This window comes from Ferrovibrio sp. (assembly GCF_002796975.1).
GTDB lineage: Bacteria > Pseudomonadota > Alphaproteobacteria > Ferrovibrionales > Ferrovibrionaceae > Ferrovibrio.
On sequence record NZ_PEKV01000004.1, the window covers coordinates 291,388 to 308,627 of the forward strand.

Genomic DNA, 17,240 nt, shown 5'->3' on the forward strand with positions numbered 1-17,240 from the left:
GGCATCGGTCAGCCGGCCGATGCGCAGATAAGCGATGCCGCGCAGTGCGCGATACAGCTTGTCGCGCTCGAGATCGGGTTGCTCCGCGCGAGCCCGAGCCAGCACGCCGAGCGCTTCTGGCTGCATGTCGTTGGCGGAATAGAACTCTGCCAGCGCCATGCGCGCGGGCTGCCGCTGGTTCGCGCCGCTCAGCCCGACGCGACGGAGCAAGTTCTCCTCCTGCTCCGAATAGGTCGTGCCCTCGACACGGCGCCATTCGCTGAACTGCAGGATGTCGATGGTGCCGCTGCGCGGATTGATGCCGCGCGGCGCCGACAGCGAAAGACCGTTCGGATTGCCGATCTCGACGCCGCGGGGAAAGCGGCTGATAATCAGGTTGTCGGTATTGGGCTGGACCGCGAAGCCTTGGAAACTCGGCAGCACACTCAGTTCGATGAAGTCCCGCCGGTTTGGCACGCCGGCATTCGCGCCGGCAAAGGGAATGACGATCAGTCGGTCGCCCGTGTCTGGATCGGGCACGCTCAGTTCATTGCCGGGATCGTTGGCGGCAAAGAACAGTTTCGCGCCGCCGTCGGCGTCGAGCTGGCGCCGCACGTCGATTTCCGGCAGGCGGCTGCGCAGGGCATTGGGATCTTCCGGTACGGCACCGGCCGCAGCCTCGCGCGCCACGAGTTGCTCGGGCTGCACGGTGTTGATGCTGATCTGCCAGCCCGCATTGCGGCGGGCGAAAGTGGCAGTAGTGGAGCTTGGTACTTTAAGGCGCAGAACGGTCATGCCCGGCACCGGCAGTTGCTCAATGCCGTTGATGGCACCCCCCCAGTCGCGCGTGGTGATGGGCCGCAGATCGACCACCGCATCGCGATCGAACACGATCCACAGCATGCCGTTGCGCATGAAGGCGCTGACGGCAACCGGACGCGTCCAGGGGAAGTTCAGCAGCGGGCCGGTGCGTGTGGAATCCACCGCCGGCACCAAGGGCGCGCCGGTCAGGCGGTCGGTCGCAGGAGCCGGCATGAAGGTGCCGAGCGGCGCGGTGCCAACGCCGGCAACCGGCGCCGCCAGCGGCACGCCGCCACTGCCCGGCGTAGCGGCGGCGGCAGGCGGTTGCGTGACAGATGCGGCAGCAGGCGCCGTGTTGGCCTGTGGCGCAACCGTTGTGCTGCGCGGAGGCGTTGCCGGCATTTGCATTGCTGGCGGCTGGGCTGGTGCGGGAGCCGCAGTCGGCGGCGGTGCGGGTTGCCCGGTGGCAAGTCGCTGCGGTGCCGGTGCCTGGGCAGGCGCAGGTACTTGCGCCGGAGGCTGTGCCGGACGCGCGGCTTCCGCCGGCTTCGGCGGCTCAGGCGCTTTCGCCTCGACCGGCTTCGCGTCGGGCGCGCGATTCACATCGAGCACCACCTTTGCACCATCGCGCCAGGACTTGATGCTGGCACCATCGCTGATGGTGAAACTGACGATGCTGGCGTTACCTTCGTTACGCACGGCCAGACCGCCGATGCCACGCGGTGGAAACTGCGCCAGCCGGCCGATGTCGATGGCAGCGTTGCGCTCGAAACGTACACTCGCCTGCTGGCCGTCGGTGTTCACGGTAAAGTCGACGCGCTCGGGCCAGTCGAACACCAGTCGCGTATAGGTAGGATGGTCCCCGGCACGCAGTCGAATGGCAGGCGCTGCTGCTGGCGGCGCAGGCGCTTGTGTCGCAGCTGGCTCGGGCCGCTGCGCGCCGGTCGGCGGTGTATTGCTCTGCTGCGCAAAGGCGGTGCCGGGCTGCACGACGGACAAGACGAAACCGACGGCGCAGGTCACAAAAAGACCGGCGACCCTGCTCTCATCTCTGCCGTGCCTTTTCGCCATACTCCCTGTCTGCGCCTGTCCATCGATCCGCTGTGAGGGACTCGCTATCCCGGCAGGCGGATTATAAGAGCCTCGCAGGATAAGGCGATACCGTTAACAGATTGTTCTTACGGCCAGATCGGCCGGATCGCCGCCCTTGGGGGCGGGTTCAGAATGCCCCCAGCACCGCCGCGAGTTTCGCCTTCAGGCCGGCACGGTCGAAAGGTTTCACCAGATAACCGTCGACACCGAGGCGGCGGGCTTCCAGGACATTCTCCGGCCGGGTTTCGGCCGTGATCAGGATGAAGGGTGTGGAGGCGTAGGACGGATCGCGCCGCAGGTTTTCCAGCAGGGCGATGCCACTCATCGGCTCCATGTTCCAGTCTGACAGGATTAGGCGGTAGCGCCGTTGCGCCAGCATGATCAGCGCAGTGACAGCATCCCCTGCCGTATCGACGCTGAGAAAGCCGAGATCGCGCAGCTGATGGGCAACAATCGCCTGCATGGTGCGGTGATCGTCGACAACGAGAATCGGCATGGACCAGTCGATGACCATGCCAATGCTTAGCGCAGATTCCGCGGGAAACCTAGCCGAACAGGTCGGTCAGGTAGCTCTTGGAATTGGCGCTGGTGAAACCGGTGTCCTTGAAGGTCAGGTAGCGCATGACCATCTTTTCGATCTCGTTCTGGTCGCCTTTCAGCGAATTCAGATCGACCTTGCGCTCAACCGCCGTTACCTGGCTTTCGACTCCCTGATAGGCGATTTCCTTCGGGATGTTGTTGGCCACCGTCACCACTTCGCGCAGGACGTTGTCGCCCAGCAACTGAAGGGTCTGGGTCACATCCTTGATGCGCCGGCCGAACTCAATGGCAGCGCGCACGCCGGGTGCCTGCTCGTCGAGATGTTTTTCGTAAGAAATCCGCTCGTAACGCGTAGTCAGATCCTGGATGGTGCTGCCGAGCTGCAGCTTGGTCAGGCCCATGAAATTGAAATTGAGATCCTTTGTCATCTGCTGGAAGCGCGGATCCTTGTAACGGTTGGCCAGCGAATCGACGTCGGTCAGGTCGCTTTCAAGAATCTTCCGGATCTTGCCCGGGTACTGTGCTTCGCTTTCAAGATCGTAGGCAGAAAGGATGAATTTCAGCAGGCGGTGGTTCTGGCTTTCAAAGAGTTCGTCGACCGACTTGAGCGAGCCGATATTTTCCTTGAAGTAGTCGATATCCTTCTGGATATCCTTGCGCTCGCGAAACTTCTGGAACTCGGTGCCTTCGAATTCATAGGCGCCGCTGACGCTCGACTTGTCCGGCGCAGCCTTTTCCCGCAACAGCGTCTTGGTCTGGCTGCGGGTATAATTGATGATGTCGCTGCCCGACGGGCCGGCGGTAAGCATCAGATCCCCATCGATATCGGGATCATCCGGCCTAACCTCAATCGTCGCATTGCCATTTATATCGGTGACCAGCCCACGCAGCTTGGCGAGCGACGCGGGTAGCGGCGTGCCGCCGCTACCGTCATTGACCAGCTTGCCGTCAGCCGTGATCGTCACCAGATTTCCGTCGGTATCGTATTGATCGCCGGTAGCCGCAAAATTGTATTTCTGGGCGAGCTCAAGCTCCTTGACCGTGCCGGTCCGGGCAACCGAATTGGGATCGCTGAGATCGCTTGTCAGAATGTCGCGCAACCGCTGACGATCGAAGTTATACGTGTCTTCGAAGCCATTCGCAGTCGCCAACACTCTCAGGAAGCGGTCGTCATTGATCAATTCGTCAGCGGTGGTCGCAGTGGCGGCACGGTTCTTATAAAAGAACGCGTCATCCTGAACCTGCACATTCTGTATCTTGTACTGCCTGTTGCGCACCCGGATGGCGGCGTTGTCCATCTCACGCGTGGCCGCATCGGCCTTTTCCTTGGCCTGCTCTATTTCGCTGGCCCCGGAATTCTCTTCGGCGAGCTTCTGCAGCTTCTTGTACATCGCCATAGGCGACATGGTCGCCGACGACATCGTCGACGCGCCCGAGATAAGTACGGATAAATCGATAGCCATCCTTGCTCGCCTCCTGCGGCAGTGACGATGGGGCGTCCACCCGGTTCTGGGCTGACGCGCTGGACTGTTTGTCCGACGCCGATTTTAACAGGTATCGCAGGCGCAGCAACACCAGCTTTTTACAGCCGGATCAACGCATTAACTTCTGATTAACTGTATTTCAGCCGCCTGCCGCCGGTCGCCGGGCGGGTGCCGCGCCGGCCGAGGGCTGGCTGCCTTGCGGCTGCGCAGGCGCAACAGGGACGCGCTGCGCCGGAGAGGTGGCAGGGGCGGCAGCAGCGGCGGGCTGCTGCAACTGGGTCTCCACGCCGGCGCGCAAGCTGGGCGGAATCTGCTTACGCGTTGCGAGGCGCACGGTGAGATCCTGGGCTGTGGCTGGAGCCATGTCGGCCAGCACCAGCGCCAGCTTCGCTTCCTTCATGCGTTCGACCACGCCGAGCAACACATTGGGCTCCAGCTTTTCGAAGATACGGGCGGCATCTTTCGGCTTCATATTCTCGTAGACCTTCACCAGGCCCTGCAGGTTCTGTTCTTCCTGCTTGTCGTACTGCTGCACGATTTGCTTGACGCTGGCTTCCAGCTTCTTGATCTCGGCGATGCGTTCATCCAGCCGCTTCTCCGCCGCCGCCAGCAGGCTTTCGCGCAAATCGACTTCGCGGGCGCGCTGCTCGATCTGATCGCGACGCTGCGCCAGGTTGGCCAGCAAGTCGATCTCGGCGCGGGTGAAGGTGGTCGGATCCTTGTCAGCCAGCGACTGGATACTGGACGACGGACGCGCGGCCGGCTGGCCCGACTGCTGCTGTGCCGGTGCGGGGACTGCAGCGGGCGGGGCCGCCTGCGCCATCTGGGCGGGAGCCGGCGACTGCTGAGCCGGGGTCTGCTGTGCCGGGATCTGTCGTTGCGCCTGGGCCTGCTGCGCCAGCGCCTGTTGCGTCGGGGTCAGTTGCGTTGGCTGGCCTGCGCCCTGCGCCCCGGCCGGCGTAACGAACAGCTCCGCCCTGCCCTCCCAGAGTGCGCCGACCTTCAGGCCCAGCAGCAGCGCAACGCCCAAGATGGTCAGCGGCAGAATCCGGACACGTCCGGCCAGCGGGCGGCGGGTTGCAGTCACCGGACTTTGACCACCTGTGTTCATCGCGCCTGCCTTAGGGCCGTCAACAATTCGCGCTCGGCTTCAGAGCGCGGCTCGATCTTGAAATCGCGACCGTTGCCACCGGCCGATGCCACCGGCGCGATCGACGGCTTCTTCGGCGGGAAAGGCGTCACTGGTGCCCCTGCGCCATTACGCGCCATCTCGGGGCGTTCGGTTGTCACGCGATCCATCACGCGTTCCATGCTGGCGCGATCGGAAACCATGCGCTCGGCGGCGGCCGGACGATCCTGCCGCGCGGCACGGTTACCACTGGCTTCACCGGCCAGGCGATCCGCCAGACGGTCGCCGGTTTCGATCATGAAGCCGAGTTCATCGCGCAGGATCTTGGCCTGCTTCATGCGTTCTTCATGCGCAGTATCGGCCGTGGCAGATGCCGTCTTCAGTTCAGTCAGGCCCTGGCGCGCCTTGGTCAGGGCCTTGTCGAAATCACCGATCAGGCGGCGCATCTCATCCTGGTTGGCGCGCAGGTTGCCGAGCCGCCGGTTCAGCACCAGCGAAATGGCGAGCGTGACAAGCAGCAATACGGCGACAACGATTTCGACCATCAGGGCCAGCGTCATCACACACCTCCCAGGTTCTTCAGGGTCCGGTCGATCTTGACGGCAATGTTGTTGCCCATGCGCCCCATCCGGCCTTCCACCATCGAGATGCCGCCGCAACGCATCATGATCACGGACTCTGGTGTAGCATTGAACATAATGGTTTTACCCACCTCCAGGTTCATCACCTGGCCGAGAGTCATCACCTGTTCGTCCAGCACAGCTTCGATTTCCACGTCGGTCGACCACAATTCGGTCGCAAGGTGGTTTTCCCAGATCGAGTCACGGCCGAACTTTTCGCCCATGAACATCTGGAGCAGCAGTTCGCGGACCGGCTCCAGCGTCGCATAGGGCAACAGCAGTTCAAGGCGACCGCCGCGGTCTTCCATGTCCACGCGCAGGCGGGCAAGAATTGCCGCATTGGCCGGACGGGCGATGGTGGCAAAGCGCGGATTGGTTTCGATGCGATCGTAAGAGAAGTTGACCGGCGCCAGCGGCTCGAAGGCGGCGCGCATGTCGTCGAGCACCACGTTGACCATGCGCTCGACCAGGTTGCGCTCGATGGTCGTATACGGACGACCTTCGATACGCATCGCCGCGGTGCCGCGGCGACCGCCGAGCAGTACATCGACGATAGAATAGATGAGCGAGCTGTCGACGGTGAGTAGACCGTAGTTATCCCACTCCACCGCGCGGAACACGCTGAGAATGGCCGGCAACGGAATCGAGTTGAGGTAATCGCCGAAACGGATCGAGGTAATATTGTCCAGCGAGACTTCGACGTTGTCCGAGGTGAAGTTGCGCAGAGACGTCGTCATGAGGCGCACAAGGCGGTCGAACACCACCTCGAGCATCGGCAGACGTTCATAGGACACCAGCGCGCTGTTGATGATCGCGCGTATGCCGGCCTTGTCCGCATCCTCTTCGACGCTGGCGTCAAAGCCAAGCAGACTGTCGATTTCGTCCTGATTCAGAATCCGGGTGGAACCGCCGGCTTCATCGCCGCCGTCGCCGCCAGCCCAGGCTGCGCCGTCTTCGGGATTATCCGCCATACGCGCCTCGACTGGTCACTGGATCAACATTTCCTTGAACAGCACGTCATTGATCTTCAGCGGGGCCACCGCCTGATTGACGCGGATCAAAAGCTCTTCTTTCAGACGATACAGACCGGCCGAGCCGACCAGATCGTCCGGACGCAACTCGCGCAGATAGATCTGGAAGTTATCGACAACGCGGGGCAGCAGTTCGTTCAGCTTCGGCGTCGAGAGCGGATCGTTATGCTCCAGCGACACCTTCAGCTTGAGATAGGAGGCCTGCCGACCGGTTGAATTCAAGTTTACCAGAATATCCGGCAGATCATAGAAGACCGTGACCTTGGGGGCCTCGGGCTTCACCTCGGCCTCTTCATGCTTATGGGCGAACAGGAAGAAATAAGCGGCACCACCGCCGCCCACGAGCAGCAGCAACACGACGACGGCCGCAATAATGACTATGGCCCGTTTGCCGCGCTTCTTGGGTGCGCCTTCGCCACCCTCGCCTTCAAGGCCTTCGGTCTCGTCACTCATGCCTGTACATCCCTGGCGCCGGGACTCGCCGGCGCATCCGGTTCACTCCAGCGTCATTCCTAAGGGGCGTCAGTTAACACTTTGTCACCGCCCGGCAGTTTTTGCCGGGCGTGACGCCGCCGGCACTGGTCAAAAACCACCCGGCCGGCCCAAATTCGAAGTATTTCATCTGTTTTCCGCCAAAAAATAAACTGGCACGCCGCCTGCAACAGAATGGCCAGCAACAGCTAACCGCGAGTTTCGGTGTCATGGAAAACACGACTTACATCGGCCTGTCCCGCCTTTCGGCCATGCGGCGTGAAATGGACGTGATCGCCAACAACATGGCGAACATGAACTCGAACGCCTACAAGGGCGAGCGGGTGATGTTCGAGGAATTCCTCAAGGGCCCGGCCCAGCAGCAGAAGACCAGCTTCGTTCAGGACTGGGGCGTGCTGCGCGATTTCCGCGTCGGCAAGCTTGAGCAGACCGGCAACACCTTCGATTTCGCCATCAACGGCAGCGGCTACCTCTCGGTCGATACGCCGCAGGGCCGCCGCTACACCCGTGACGGCCACCTGCGGATGGATGCGGACCGGCGCCTGGTCACCTCGGGCGGCCATCCGGTGCTTGATAACCGCGGTCGCGACATCGTCATCCCTGATGGCCTGGGCATTCCGGCCGTTTCGGTCGACGGCACCATCAATGTCGGCCAGCAGCAGGTTGCCAAGATCGACCTCGTGCATTTCGAGAACGAGCAGGAACTGCGCAAGACCGCCAACGGCCTCTTCGCCACCACCCAGGATTCGATCCCGGCCCCGGCCACCACTACGCTGGTGCAGGGCATGGTGGAAGCCTCGAACGTCGAGCCGATCCTTGAAATGACCAACATGATTGAACTGACGCGGCAGTATCAGAGCACGCAGAGCCTGATCGATGGCGAGAATGACCGCCTGAAGATGGCCATCCAGCGGCTCGGCCGCAACTCGAATTAATGAATTGACGGACCAGGAGACCTGATCATGCGTTCGCTCAGCACCGGTGCCACCGGCATGATGGCTCAACAGCTCAATGTTGAAGTCATCTCGAACAATATCGCCAACATGAGCACGACCGGCTTCAAGCGCCAGCGTGCCGAATTCCAGGATCTGCTGTATCAGAACATGCGCCGCCCGGGCTCGACCTCGTCGGATGCGAACACGATCGTGCCGTCGGGCATCCAGGTCGGTGTCGGTGTGCGCACCGCTGGTGTGTACCGCATCAATGAACAGGGCAACCTGAACAACACCGGCAATACCTACGATCTCGCGATCAGCGGCAAGGGCTACTTCCAGGTCACACTTCCCTCCGGCGAAACTTCCTACACCCGCGCCGGTTCGTTCCAGATCAATGCGCAGGGCCAGATGGTCACCGTCGACGGCTATCTGCTGAACCCGGCCATCACCGTGCCGCAGGGCGCGCTGTCGGTGAACATCGATGCGACCGGCATTGTCGAGGCGCGCATCGCGGGCCAGACCAACACCCAGCAGCTCGGCCAGATCCAGCTCGCCAGCTTCGTGAATGAAGCCGGCCTGGAAGCGACCGGTGACAACCTGTTCCTGGAAACCGCTGCTTCGGGCCAGCCCACGGTGGGTAACCCCAACGCGGTGGGCTTCGGTGTGCTGCGCCAGGGTTACGTCGAAACCTCGAACGTCAATCCGGTGCAGGAAATCACCAACCTGATCACCGCGCAGCGCGCCTACGAAATGAATTCGAAGATCATTACCGCTTCGGATGAAATGCTGCAGACCGCAACCCGTCTGCGCTAACGCCTAGGATTACGGAGACCGACCATGGCCTCGCTTCGCACACTCCTTCTCGCCGGCATCGCCTGCACCACGCTGGCTGCATCTCTCGCTGTCCCGCAGCAGGTTGCCGCGCAGACCCAGGTCGCCAGCGCCACGGCACCTACACGCATTATCGGCGAGCGCGAAATCAGCCGTCGCATCGCCGACATGGTGAAGCAGCGCAACGGTGGCCGGCCGGTGGAAATCATGTTCCATGGCATGGGCAACGAACTCGAAGTGCCGGCCAGCGCCGCCGCTTTCCAAGTCGACGACTTCAGCTATGACTCGCGCAGCGGCCGCTTCTACGGCACCGTTGCCAGCGCCGCCGCCAGCATCAAGGTCAGCGGCCGGGCTCAGACCGTGGAGGCGATCCCGGTACTGAAAAGCCGCATCGCCGCCGGCCATGTGATCTCGCGCAGCGATGTCGAATGGCTGCAGGTGCCCGCCAACCGCTACGGCGCCGGCTATGTCGACCGCTTCGACGACCTGATCGGTCAGACGCCGCGTCGCGCGCTGGCCGCCGGCATGCCGATCCGCACCAACGATATCGGTAAGCCGGAAGCCATCGCCAGGAACAGCCTTGTCACCATGATGGCCCAGGGCCCTGGCATCACCATCACCACCACCGGCCGCGCCATGGAATCGGGCAGCATCGGCGACGTGGTGCAGGTGATGAACCTGCAGAGCAAGCGCACCATTCAGGCGACCGTGACCGGCATGAACCTGGTCCAGGTCATCACCGCCCCCAACATCATTGCGTCGAACTAAGAGACGAGCGGAAGGATTACCGTCATGACCCACTTCACCCATCCCACGCTCGCCCGCATGCTGCGGATCGCCGCTGTCACCGGCCTCGCCGTGACGCTTGGCGCCTGCGGTAATCTTAGCCGGCTCGGCGATATCGGCAGCGCGCCGTCGCTGAGCGGCATCGACAACCCGACCGAAAAGCGCGACTACCGCCCGGTCAGCCTGCCGATGCCGTCGCCGGAAGTGGCGCCGCGTCATGCCAATTCGCTGTGGCGCCCGGGTGCGCGTCAGTTCTTCAAGGATCCTCGCGCCACCAAGGTGGGCGACATCCTGACGGTGAACATCAACATCCAGGAAAAGGCGACGCTGCAGAACGACACGACCACGTCGCGCGACAACAGCGAGGGCCAGGGCCTGCCGAACTTCCTCGGCTGGGAAGCGGCCCGCGATGGCGCTGGCGGCGTGCTGACCGCTCAAGGCTCTCCCACCGCGCTGAACAAGATCTTCCGTAATGTCGATCCCGAAAACATGGTGACGATGAATTCCAGTTCGCAGGTTCAAGGCAAAGGCCAGGTGAACCGGCAGGAGCAGATCACCATGAATGTCGCCGCGCTGGTGACGCAGGTACTGCCGAACGGCAACCTCGTCGTGCAGGGCCGCCAGGAAGTGCGCGTCAACAACGAAGTACGCGAACTGATGATCCAGGGCATCGTGCGACCGGAAGACATCACCGCCACCAACACGGTCGTGCATACCCAGATGGCCGAAGCGCGCATCTCCTACGGCGGTCGCGGTCAGTTGACCGATGTGCAGCAGGGCCGCTGGGGCCAGCAGGTCTACGACATCCTCTTCCCCTTCTAAAAACCAGAAGGATCTTCGCCCAGTCTGAAAATTCAGGCACGTCAGAAGGTGCGTAAGGACCGCAGAATGCGGACCGCGGCAAAAAAGCCAGGGCGAGAGAGTAAAACGCAAAAGGCCGGTCAGAAGACCGGCCTTTTCGTTTTTCAGTTCAGCGCTTCACGAAGCAATCAGGTATCATCCCTGTGCGTGCGCTCGCGACGTTCATGGCGCTCCTGCGCTTCGATCGACAGCGTCGCGATCGGGCGGGCTTCCAGGCGCTTGAGCGAGATCGGCTCACCGGTCTCTTCGCAATAGCCATAGGATCCGTCATCGATCCGCTTCATGGCAGCGTCGATCTTCGCGATCAGCTTGCGCTGGCGGTCGCGCGTGCGCAGCTCCAGCGACCGGTCGGTCTCGGTAGAGGCACGATCGGCGATGTCGGGCTCCTGCGAGGTGTCTTCCTGCAGATGCTGCAACGTCTGGTTCGATTCCCGCAGAATGTCTTCCTTCCAGGCCGTCAGCTTGCGGCGGAAGTATTCCTTCATGCGCGGGTTCATGAAGGGCTCACTCTCGGTTGGCCGATAATTCGCCTTCAATTGGATACCCATGTAAGAGACCCTCCAGGCGCCGTGGCGACTCCAGAACCCCTGCCGCGGCGCGCGGGAGTATATGAATCGGCCCGCCCCCGGGCAAGGCTGTCGATTGGCGAGTAAGTTATTGATTTAACGACAGAAGTATGAATAGCCCAGCTTCCGGGTAATAAAATTACAATCCGAGCTTGGCCAACTCGACCTCACAACGCAGTTCGATCTCAGCCATGACCTCGGCCAGTTTCGGATCCTGCACCATCAGTCTTTCGCTGCGCAGCGTCTGGGCCAGCCGCTGCAGGCGGTCCGCCGGAAGGGTGCCCATCAGCAGGCCATGGCGGATTTCATCCAACCGATCCAGCAGGGTCGAACCGCGCTGATAGGCGCGCTGCCGGTTCTGCCGGCCTCCGGCCTGTTCATCCACGGCCTGGATGGTCAGCATGGCGTCGAGAGCCGCGACCGGGGCTGCCTGGCCAACCTGAGCCGCAGGCTTCTCTGCCCCCTTCAACATACTGGCAAAGCTCGGCCCTCCGGCGGGAGAACTGCTGCCAGCCGAACGTTTGGGACTGCCGGGCGCAACGCCGCCCGGACCGCGGATTTTGTCGATGCTCATGGGAAACAATGTCTCTTAATGGCCGTCATGGTGCCCGATAAGACTGACCGGGTAAAGACGGCATTTTTTGCCGGGCTGAGCCGCTTTTTCGCCCCAATTCTTATATTATTCAAATAGTTAACCATTGGCATGACAATCGCATTGAAAGGCACGACAGAACCGGCATGCATGGCCGGCTTTGCGTAGAGGAAGATGACGATGAACCGTTTTGCCAAGGATATGATCCGTCGCCTGCTGCAGGCCACCTTTGCGGTGGCGCTGCTGGCTCTGCCGCTGCAGGCCCAGGCCGGTTCTCGCATCAAGGACATCGCCGATTTTGAAGGCATCCGCGACAACATGCTGGTCGGTTACGGCCTCGTGGTCGGTCTGGATGGCACCGGCGACAGCCTGACCAATGCCCCGTTCACCCGTCAGAGCCTGCAGGCGATGCTGGAGCGCTTCGGTGTCAACATCCGCGATGCCGGCACCTTCCGTACCGCCAATATCGCTGCGGTGATGGTCACCGCTACCCTGCCCCCCTTCGCCCGCCATGGCAGCCGCCTGGACGTCACCATCTCCACCATGGGCGACGCCAAGAGCCTGCAGGGCGGCACGCTGCTGGTCACGCCGCTGCTCGGTGCTGACGGCGAAGTCTATAGCGTGGCACAGGGCGCCGTCGCCATCAGCGGCTTCCGCGCCCAGGGCGCCGCCGCCCAGATTACCCGTGGCACGCCCACCTCGGGCCGCATTGCCAATGGCGCCATCGTCGAACGCGAGGTCGGTTTCGAACTCACCTCGCTGCCGGTGCTGCGTCTCTCCCTGAAGAATCCCGATTTGACCACTGCGCGTCGCGTCAGCCAGGCCGTCTCCACTCTGGCCGGTGTACCGACCGCGCGTGCACTGGATCCATCCACCGTACATATCGACATCCCGGAACGCTTCCGCCGCGACATCGTCGGCTTCATGACCGAGGTCGAACAGCTGCAGGTCGAAACCGACCAGATGGCGCGCGTGGTGATCGACGAACGCTCCGGCACCATCGTGATGGGCCCGAATGTACGCATCGATACAGTTGCCATCGCCCAAGGCTCGCTCACCGTCCGCATCACCGAAACCCCGCAGGTGTCGCAGCCGCTGCCCTTCTCGCCGGCCTCTACCGCCATCCCGGGCCTGTCCGGCACTTCGGCCGCGACCGGTTCCGTACAGGTGCCGCGTATCGGCCCGGACGGTCAGCCGGTGCGTAACGCGCAGGGCAACTTCGTGTTCGACACGATTACGCAGGCCGTGCCCGGCACCGGCACACCCACCATCCCAGGTTCGGCCGCCGGCGGTGCGCAGACCGTGGTGGTGCCGCGCACCGACATCCAGGTTGACGACCAGAATCAACGGCGCCTTGGCGTTCTGCCGCGCGGTGTGTCGCTGCAGGAACTGGTGGATGGCCTGAATGCGCTGGGCGTCGGCCCGCGCGACATGATCACCATTCTGCAGGCAATCAAGGCCGCCGGCGCCCTGCAGGCTGAAATCCAGGTGATGTGAGGCCGCCATGTCCACAGTCATCAACGCATCTGCCATCAAAAGCTTCGGTATCGAGCAGGCTCAGGCCGACCGCGCCAAGCTGAACAAGCTCGGCAACGGGAAGGACGATCCGCGCAAGACCGCGCAGGAATTCGAAGCCTTCTTCCTGTCGCAGATGTTCGAAGCGATGTCAGCCGGCGTGAAGACCGACGGCCCGATGGGTGGCGGTCAGGCCGAAGGAAAATGGCGTTCGTTCCTGAACGACGAATACGGCAAGGTAATGTCGAAGGGCCGCGGTATCGGCATCGCCGACATGGTCTACAACCAGATGATCAAGATGCAGGAGGCTCAGCCGTGAACCAGAAATCGCAGCAGCCTGCCCGCCAGCCCCTCTCGCCGCGCGCAGCGCAGCGCCTGGGTATCGATACGCGCCCCCGCGTGATGGACAATATCGGCCAGGGTGCCGTGCCCCCTACTGTAGCGGAACTCAGCGACCTGGTGATCCAGCTCAAGGATGTGATGCAGGAAGAGACCGCTGCGCTGGAGCGCTTTGCCTATGACGGGTTGGCGCGTTCGACCGAGCAGAAGCGCATCATCTCCGGCCTGCTGCGTGACAAGCAGAAGGTGCTTCGCAAGCATCCGGACGCGCTGGCCAGCGCACCGGAAAACGAGCGCCGGAAACTGGAAAAGCTGTTGACGGAAATGCAGGTTGTCGGCAAGCGCAACGAAATCCTTGTCCGCACGGCCCGCGACGCCAACCAGAAACTGCTCAACGCGGTGATCCGCGGCGCCACCAAACAGAGCCAGCTCGGCGCCGGTTATGGCAAATCAGGCGCGATGACTGCCCTGACCGCAAACTATGGCTCGCGCCAGCCAGTCTCCCTCTTCAGCAACGAAACCTGCTGAACCGTTTCCCTTTCCCCCCGCCAGTACCCACTTGCCCCGTCCACTACACCGGACGGGGGCTTCTTTCCTGTGATTGGCGGCGCCGTACTCCTAGTTAGTGGGCGGCGCCGGGCGGATCGGCCGCGTCGTGTCCAGCGGTCCGGGCAGCGGGGCTGCATCATTGTTGGCGCGATTCTGCGTGTCCGGCGCACGCTGCATGGATGGCTGCTGATCGGTGGATGCGCGACTTGGGTCGCGATATTCCGGCATGGCGTTCAATGTCTCGCGACTGACATCCGTCTTGACAACGAGATCGCTTCCCTGGCTGCTGAAGCGCAGGCGCTCCCAGGCTAGCACCACCTTACGTTCGCCGAGCCCAAAAATGCCGCCGGTCGCGACGATGACAGCATTGACCCGGCCGTCGGTGGTGACCAGCACCTCATCCACGTCGCCAAGCTTGTCGTTCGTCGTGTTGACCACATCGGCGCCAATCAACTGCGCGCCCTTCACTTCCGCCGTCCCTGTTCCGGGAATCGGCACAATCGTATCTGACTTTGTCCTGTTACCGGCGGTCGGTTTGCTGGCATCCTGCGCGATAGCGACAAGCGGCAAGGCCAACAGCAATGCGACGGCGGAAACAGCGGCGAGATTGCGTCTCATGGCATCCCTCTCTCATCCGTTTCACCAGCATTGTATATAGTGCGCCCGGTTGCGCGCCGTTGTGGGATTGAGCCAACAATGCCGCAATACCCCTGTGACTTTTCAGTCGCTTAAGGGAACCCGTAACAGCGAAGCCCCGCTACACAGGATCGTCACGCCGCGCGATCGTCTTCGTGCGCCAGCACGACATCGAGGAACGCCTGTCCGAAACGCTCCAGCTTGGCCTGTCCGATGCCGTGAATATCGGTGAGACGATACAGACTGGTCGGTCGTTTCGCGGCCAGTTCAAGCAGCGTGCGGTCGGAGAAGATCACATAGGCCGGCTGCTGAAGTTCGGTGGCAAGCTGGCGCCGCAGATCCTTCAACGCCGACAGCAGGCGCTGATCGGAAGGCTGCAACGCCGCCTCGGCCATGGAGGAACTGCCGCGCCGGCTGCGGTCGCGCTTTGCCGACAGCGATTCCTGCCGCATCTCGACTTTGCTCTGACCGCGCAGCACCAGGCGACCGGCATCAGTGATGAACCAGCCGCCATAACCCGCGATGTCCAGTTCGATCAAACCGCCGCCGTAAAGCTGGCGAAAGATTGAGCGCCAGCTGTTGGCATCGCGATCCTTGCCAACACCGAAGGTCGGCAGTCGGTCATGCTCGCTGCGCAGGATGGCATCTGTTGTGTTGCCGAGCAGAATCTGCACCAGATGTTCGGTGCCATAGCGCTGCCCCGTGCGTGCGATCGCCGACAGTGCCTTCTGCGCTTCCGTCGTGCCATCGAACCGCGCCACGCCGTCCTGGCAGAGGTCGCAATGCCCGCAAGGCTCGGAGCTTTCGCCAAAGTAAGCCAACAGGGTCTGGCGGCGGCACCGCGGCGATTCACACAGAGCGATCAGCGCATTGAAACGCTGACGTTCGATGCGTTTGCGCTCCGGTGCGGATTCACCTTCTTCAATCTGAAGCCTGCGCAGGCGCATGTCGTCGAGACCATAGAGCGTCAGCGTCTCAGCCGGCAGACCGTCGCGGCCGGCGCGGCCGATCTCCTGGTAATAGGCTTCGACGTTGCGGGGCATATCGGCATGGCAGACGTAACGCACGTCCGGTTTGTCGATGCCCATGCCAAATGCCACCGTCGCCACCATCACCACGCCATCCTCGCGCAGGAAAGTATCCTGGTTGGCGTCTCGCAGCCGCTGCTCCATCCCGGCATGATAGGCCAGCGCGATATGACCCATGGCATTCAGCCCTGCGGCCAGGTCTTCGGTCCGTTTGCGCGACGAGCAGTAGACGATGCCGCTCACGCCGCGGCGCGCACCGATGAAATCGCCGATTTGCTTCTTTGCGCTGGCCTTGGGCTGCATCATCAGATGCAGGTTCGGACGGTCGAAACTGCGGATGAAGGTGCGGGGCTCGTCAGAAAACAGTTTCTGCACGATATCGGCCCGCGTCGGCGCGTCCGCCGTCGCGGTGAGCGCAATGGTGGTGATATTGCCCAGCTCGGCGCGGATCTGCCCCAGCGCCAGATATTCGGGGCGGAAATCATGGCCCCATTGCGAGACGCAATGCGCCTCGTCGATGGCCAGCAGGCTGGCGCCGGAGCGCTTGAGCAACACCACCGTGTCGGATCGCACCAGACGTTCAGGTGCGACATAGAGCAGCCGCAGGCTGCCCTCACGCAGGTCGCGATAGACGCGCTGGTTCTCCACCTCGTCATTGGCCGAGTTGAGACTGGCAGCATTAACCCCAAAACCCTGGAGTTGCCGCACCTGATCGCGCATCAGGGCAATCAGCGGCGACACTACAACGGTGAGGCCATCACGCAGAATCGCCGGCAGCTGATAGCACAGTGACTTGCCACTTCCGGTCGGCATCACCGCCAGCACATCTTCCCCGTCCAGCAGCGCCTGCACGATCTCAGCCTGACCAGCGCGGAAGCGCTCGAAGCCGAAAACCCTGTGCAGCGTCGCTTCCGCTGCAGCCAGCGAGACAGAATGTGTTGAAATCAATGCCATGCCGAACGCTTGGGCGCCGATTCGCCCCTACCCTTCCGGCATAGCAAAGAAGCGGAGGCGGTGCGAGGGTTCAATCCCCTCTGCGCCGCATCATCCGCAGAGGATTATAGGTCAGCGTAACTGTACCGGTATGAGTAACAACCTGATTCATGGTCCGGACCAGGCCGCGATCCGTCTTGGAGGTTGGCCGCAATTCGACCACCTCGCATTCGACATGCACTGTGTCGCCAATACAGGTTGGCGCCTTGATATCGACGGTGGCATTGAGGAAGGCCAGACCGGTGTCCTGCATGCTGGGTGTCAGCAGACCCTCGGCAATGGCGTAAACCATACGCCCGGTATGACATGGCCTCGAATGGCCCGACTATCCCGGCCCTGCGTATTGGTGAAGAGTTCCTCGTTCATCCAACTGACGCCGACGAAGTTCACCAGATCGGCCTCAGTGATGGTTCGGCCGGCAGTCCGGAATTTGTAACCCAG

18 protein-coding genes and 1 pseudogene are annotated in these 17,240 nt (G+C 62.3%); 7 read left to right on the plus strand and 12 right to left on the minus strand.

Going from position 1 to position 17,240, the window contains the following annotated elements; translation table 11 throughout:
- The 7 genes and pseudogenes from CTR53_RS04090 to CTR53_RS04120 all read right to left on the minus strand — a co-directional run.
- Window positions 1-1,779: pseudogene (locus CTR53_RS04090) on the minus strand (hypothetical protein); the annotation flags it as partial.
- A 220-nt stretch (window positions 1,780-1,999) separates the two neighbouring features.
- Window positions 2,000-2,368, minus strand: a complete 369-nt coding sequence (locus CTR53_RS04095; protein WP_290809521.1) for a response regulator — start codon at window positions 2,366-2,368, stop codon at window positions 2,000-2,002.
- A 49-nt stretch (window positions 2,369-2,417) separates the two neighbouring features.
- Window positions 2,418-3,875 carry a DUF1217 domain-containing protein gene (locus CTR53_RS04100; protein WP_290809522.1) on the minus strand — a complete coding sequence of 486 codons (1,458 nt, stop codon included), beginning with the start codon at window positions 3,873-3,875 and terminating at the stop codon, window positions 2,418-2,420.
- Window positions 3,876-4,035: 160 nt separating this feature from the next.
- A complete protein-coding gene (locus CTR53_RS04105; protein ID WP_290809523.1) occupies window positions 4,036-4,983 on the minus strand; it encodes a hypothetical protein in 948 nt (315 codons plus the stop codon).
- Between the two features lie 20 nt (window positions 4,984-5,003).
- Window positions 5,004-5,585, minus strand: coding sequence for a DUF6468 domain-containing protein (locus CTR53_RS04110; protein WP_290809524.1), 582 nt, complete (start codon window positions 5,583-5,585; stop codon window positions 5,004-5,006).
- The gene (gene fliM, locus CTR53_RS04115) at window positions 5,585-6,616 is read right to left on the minus strand and encodes a flagellar motor switch protein FliM (protein WP_290809525.1); all 1,032 of its coding nucleotides are present in this window, start codon (window positions 6,614-6,616) and stop codon (window positions 5,585-5,587) included. The genes CTR53_RS04110 and fliM overlap by 1 nt, the downstream gene beginning before the upstream one ends.
- 15 nt (window positions 6,617-6,631) lie before the next feature.
- Window positions 6,632-7,129, minus strand: coding sequence for a flagellar basal body-associated FliL family protein (locus CTR53_RS04120; RefSeq protein WP_290809526.1), 498 nt, complete (start codon window positions 7,127-7,129; stop codon window positions 6,632-6,634).
- A gap of 248 nt (window positions 7,130-7,377) precedes the next feature.
- On the opposite strand from CTR53_RS04120, the gene flgF reads away from it, so the two are divergent.
- Genes flgF through flgH form a run of 4 tightly spaced genes read left to right on the plus strand, consistent with a single transcriptional unit; the run spans window position 7,378 to window position 10,542 of the window.
- Window positions 7,378-8,103, plus strand: a complete 726-nt coding sequence (gene flgF / locus CTR53_RS04125) for a flagellar basal-body rod protein FlgF (protein ID WP_290809527.1) — start codon at window positions 7,378-7,380, stop codon at window positions 8,101-8,103.
- Window positions 8,104-8,130: 27 nt separating this feature from the next.
- Window positions 8,131-8,916, plus strand: coding sequence for a flagellar basal-body rod protein FlgG (flgG, locus tag CTR53_RS04130; protein ID WP_290809528.1), 786 nt, complete (start codon window positions 8,131-8,133; stop codon window positions 8,914-8,916).
- A gap of 24 nt (window positions 8,917-8,940) precedes the next feature.
- Window positions 8,941-9,702 (plus strand): flagellar basal body P-ring formation chaperone FlgA, encoded by a 762-nt coding sequence (flgA, locus tag CTR53_RS04135; protein WP_290809529.1) that lies wholly within the window; start codon window positions 8,941-8,943, stop codon window positions 9,700-9,702.
- A 24-nt stretch (window positions 9,703-9,726) separates the two neighbouring features.
- Window positions 9,727-10,542, plus strand: a complete 816-nt coding sequence (gene flgH, locus CTR53_RS04140) for a flagellar basal body L-ring protein FlgH (protein ID WP_290809530.1) — start codon at window positions 9,727-9,729, stop codon at window positions 10,540-10,542.
- 167 nt (window positions 10,543-10,709) lie between these two features.
- On the opposite strand, the gene dksA is transcribed toward flgH, so the two are convergent.
- Together dksA and CTR53_RS04150 are read right to left on the minus strand one after the other, a co-directional pair.
- A complete protein-coding gene (gene dksA, locus CTR53_RS04145; RefSeq protein ID WP_290809531.1) occupies window positions 10,710-11,129 on the minus strand; it encodes an RNA polymerase-binding protein DksA in 420 nt (139 codons plus the stop codon).
- Window positions 11,130-11,286: 157 nt separating this feature from the next.
- Window positions 11,287-11,721: a flagellar assembly protein FliX gene (locus CTR53_RS04150; RefSeq protein WP_290809532.1), complete on the minus strand. Its 435-nt coding sequence runs from the start codon at window positions 11,719-11,721 to the stop codon at window positions 11,287-11,289.
- 198 nt (window positions 11,722-11,919) lie between these two features.
- On the opposite strand from CTR53_RS04150, the gene CTR53_RS04155 reads away from it, so the two are divergent.
- Genes CTR53_RS04155 through CTR53_RS04165 form a run of 3 tightly spaced genes read left to right on the plus strand, consistent with a single transcriptional unit; the run spans window position 11,920 to window position 14,121 of the window.
- Window positions 11,920-13,236, plus strand: a complete 1,317-nt coding sequence (locus CTR53_RS04155; protein WP_290809533.1) for a flagellar basal body P-ring protein FlgI — start codon at window positions 11,920-11,922, stop codon at window positions 13,234-13,236.
- Between the two features lie 7 nt (window positions 13,237-13,243).
- Window positions 13,244-13,573, plus strand: a complete 330-nt coding sequence (locus CTR53_RS04160; protein WP_290809534.1) for a rod-binding protein — start codon at window positions 13,244-13,246, stop codon at window positions 13,571-13,573.
- Window positions 13,570-14,121: a hypothetical protein gene (locus CTR53_RS04165; RefSeq protein ID WP_290809535.1), complete on the plus strand. Its 552-nt coding sequence runs from the start codon at window positions 13,570-13,572 to the stop codon at window positions 14,119-14,121. Before CTR53_RS04160 ends, CTR53_RS04165 begins: the two co-directional genes overlap by 4 nt.
- 90 nt (window positions 14,122-14,211) lie before the next feature.
- Here the strand turns inward: CTR53_RS04165 and CTR53_RS04170 are convergent, their stop codons facing one another.
- From CTR53_RS04170 to CTR53_RS04180, 3 genes are all read right to left on the minus strand, one after another.
- Entirely contained in the window at window positions 14,212-14,760 is a 549-nt protein-coding gene (locus CTR53_RS04170; protein ID WP_290809536.1) for a PRC-barrel domain-containing protein, read from the minus strand.
- A gap of 152 nt (window positions 14,761-14,912) precedes the next feature.
- Window positions 14,913-16,760, minus strand: coding sequence for a DNA helicase RecQ (gene recQ, locus CTR53_RS04175; protein ID WP_290809537.1), 1,848 nt, complete (start codon window positions 16,758-16,760; stop codon window positions 14,913-14,915).
- Window positions 16,761-16,830: 70 nt separating this feature from the next.
- Window positions 16,831-17,091, minus strand: coding sequence for a hypothetical protein (locus CTR53_RS04180; RefSeq protein ID WP_290809538.1), 261 nt, complete (start codon window positions 17,089-17,091; stop codon window positions 16,831-16,833).
- Window positions 17,092-17,240 lie beyond the last annotated feature (149 nt).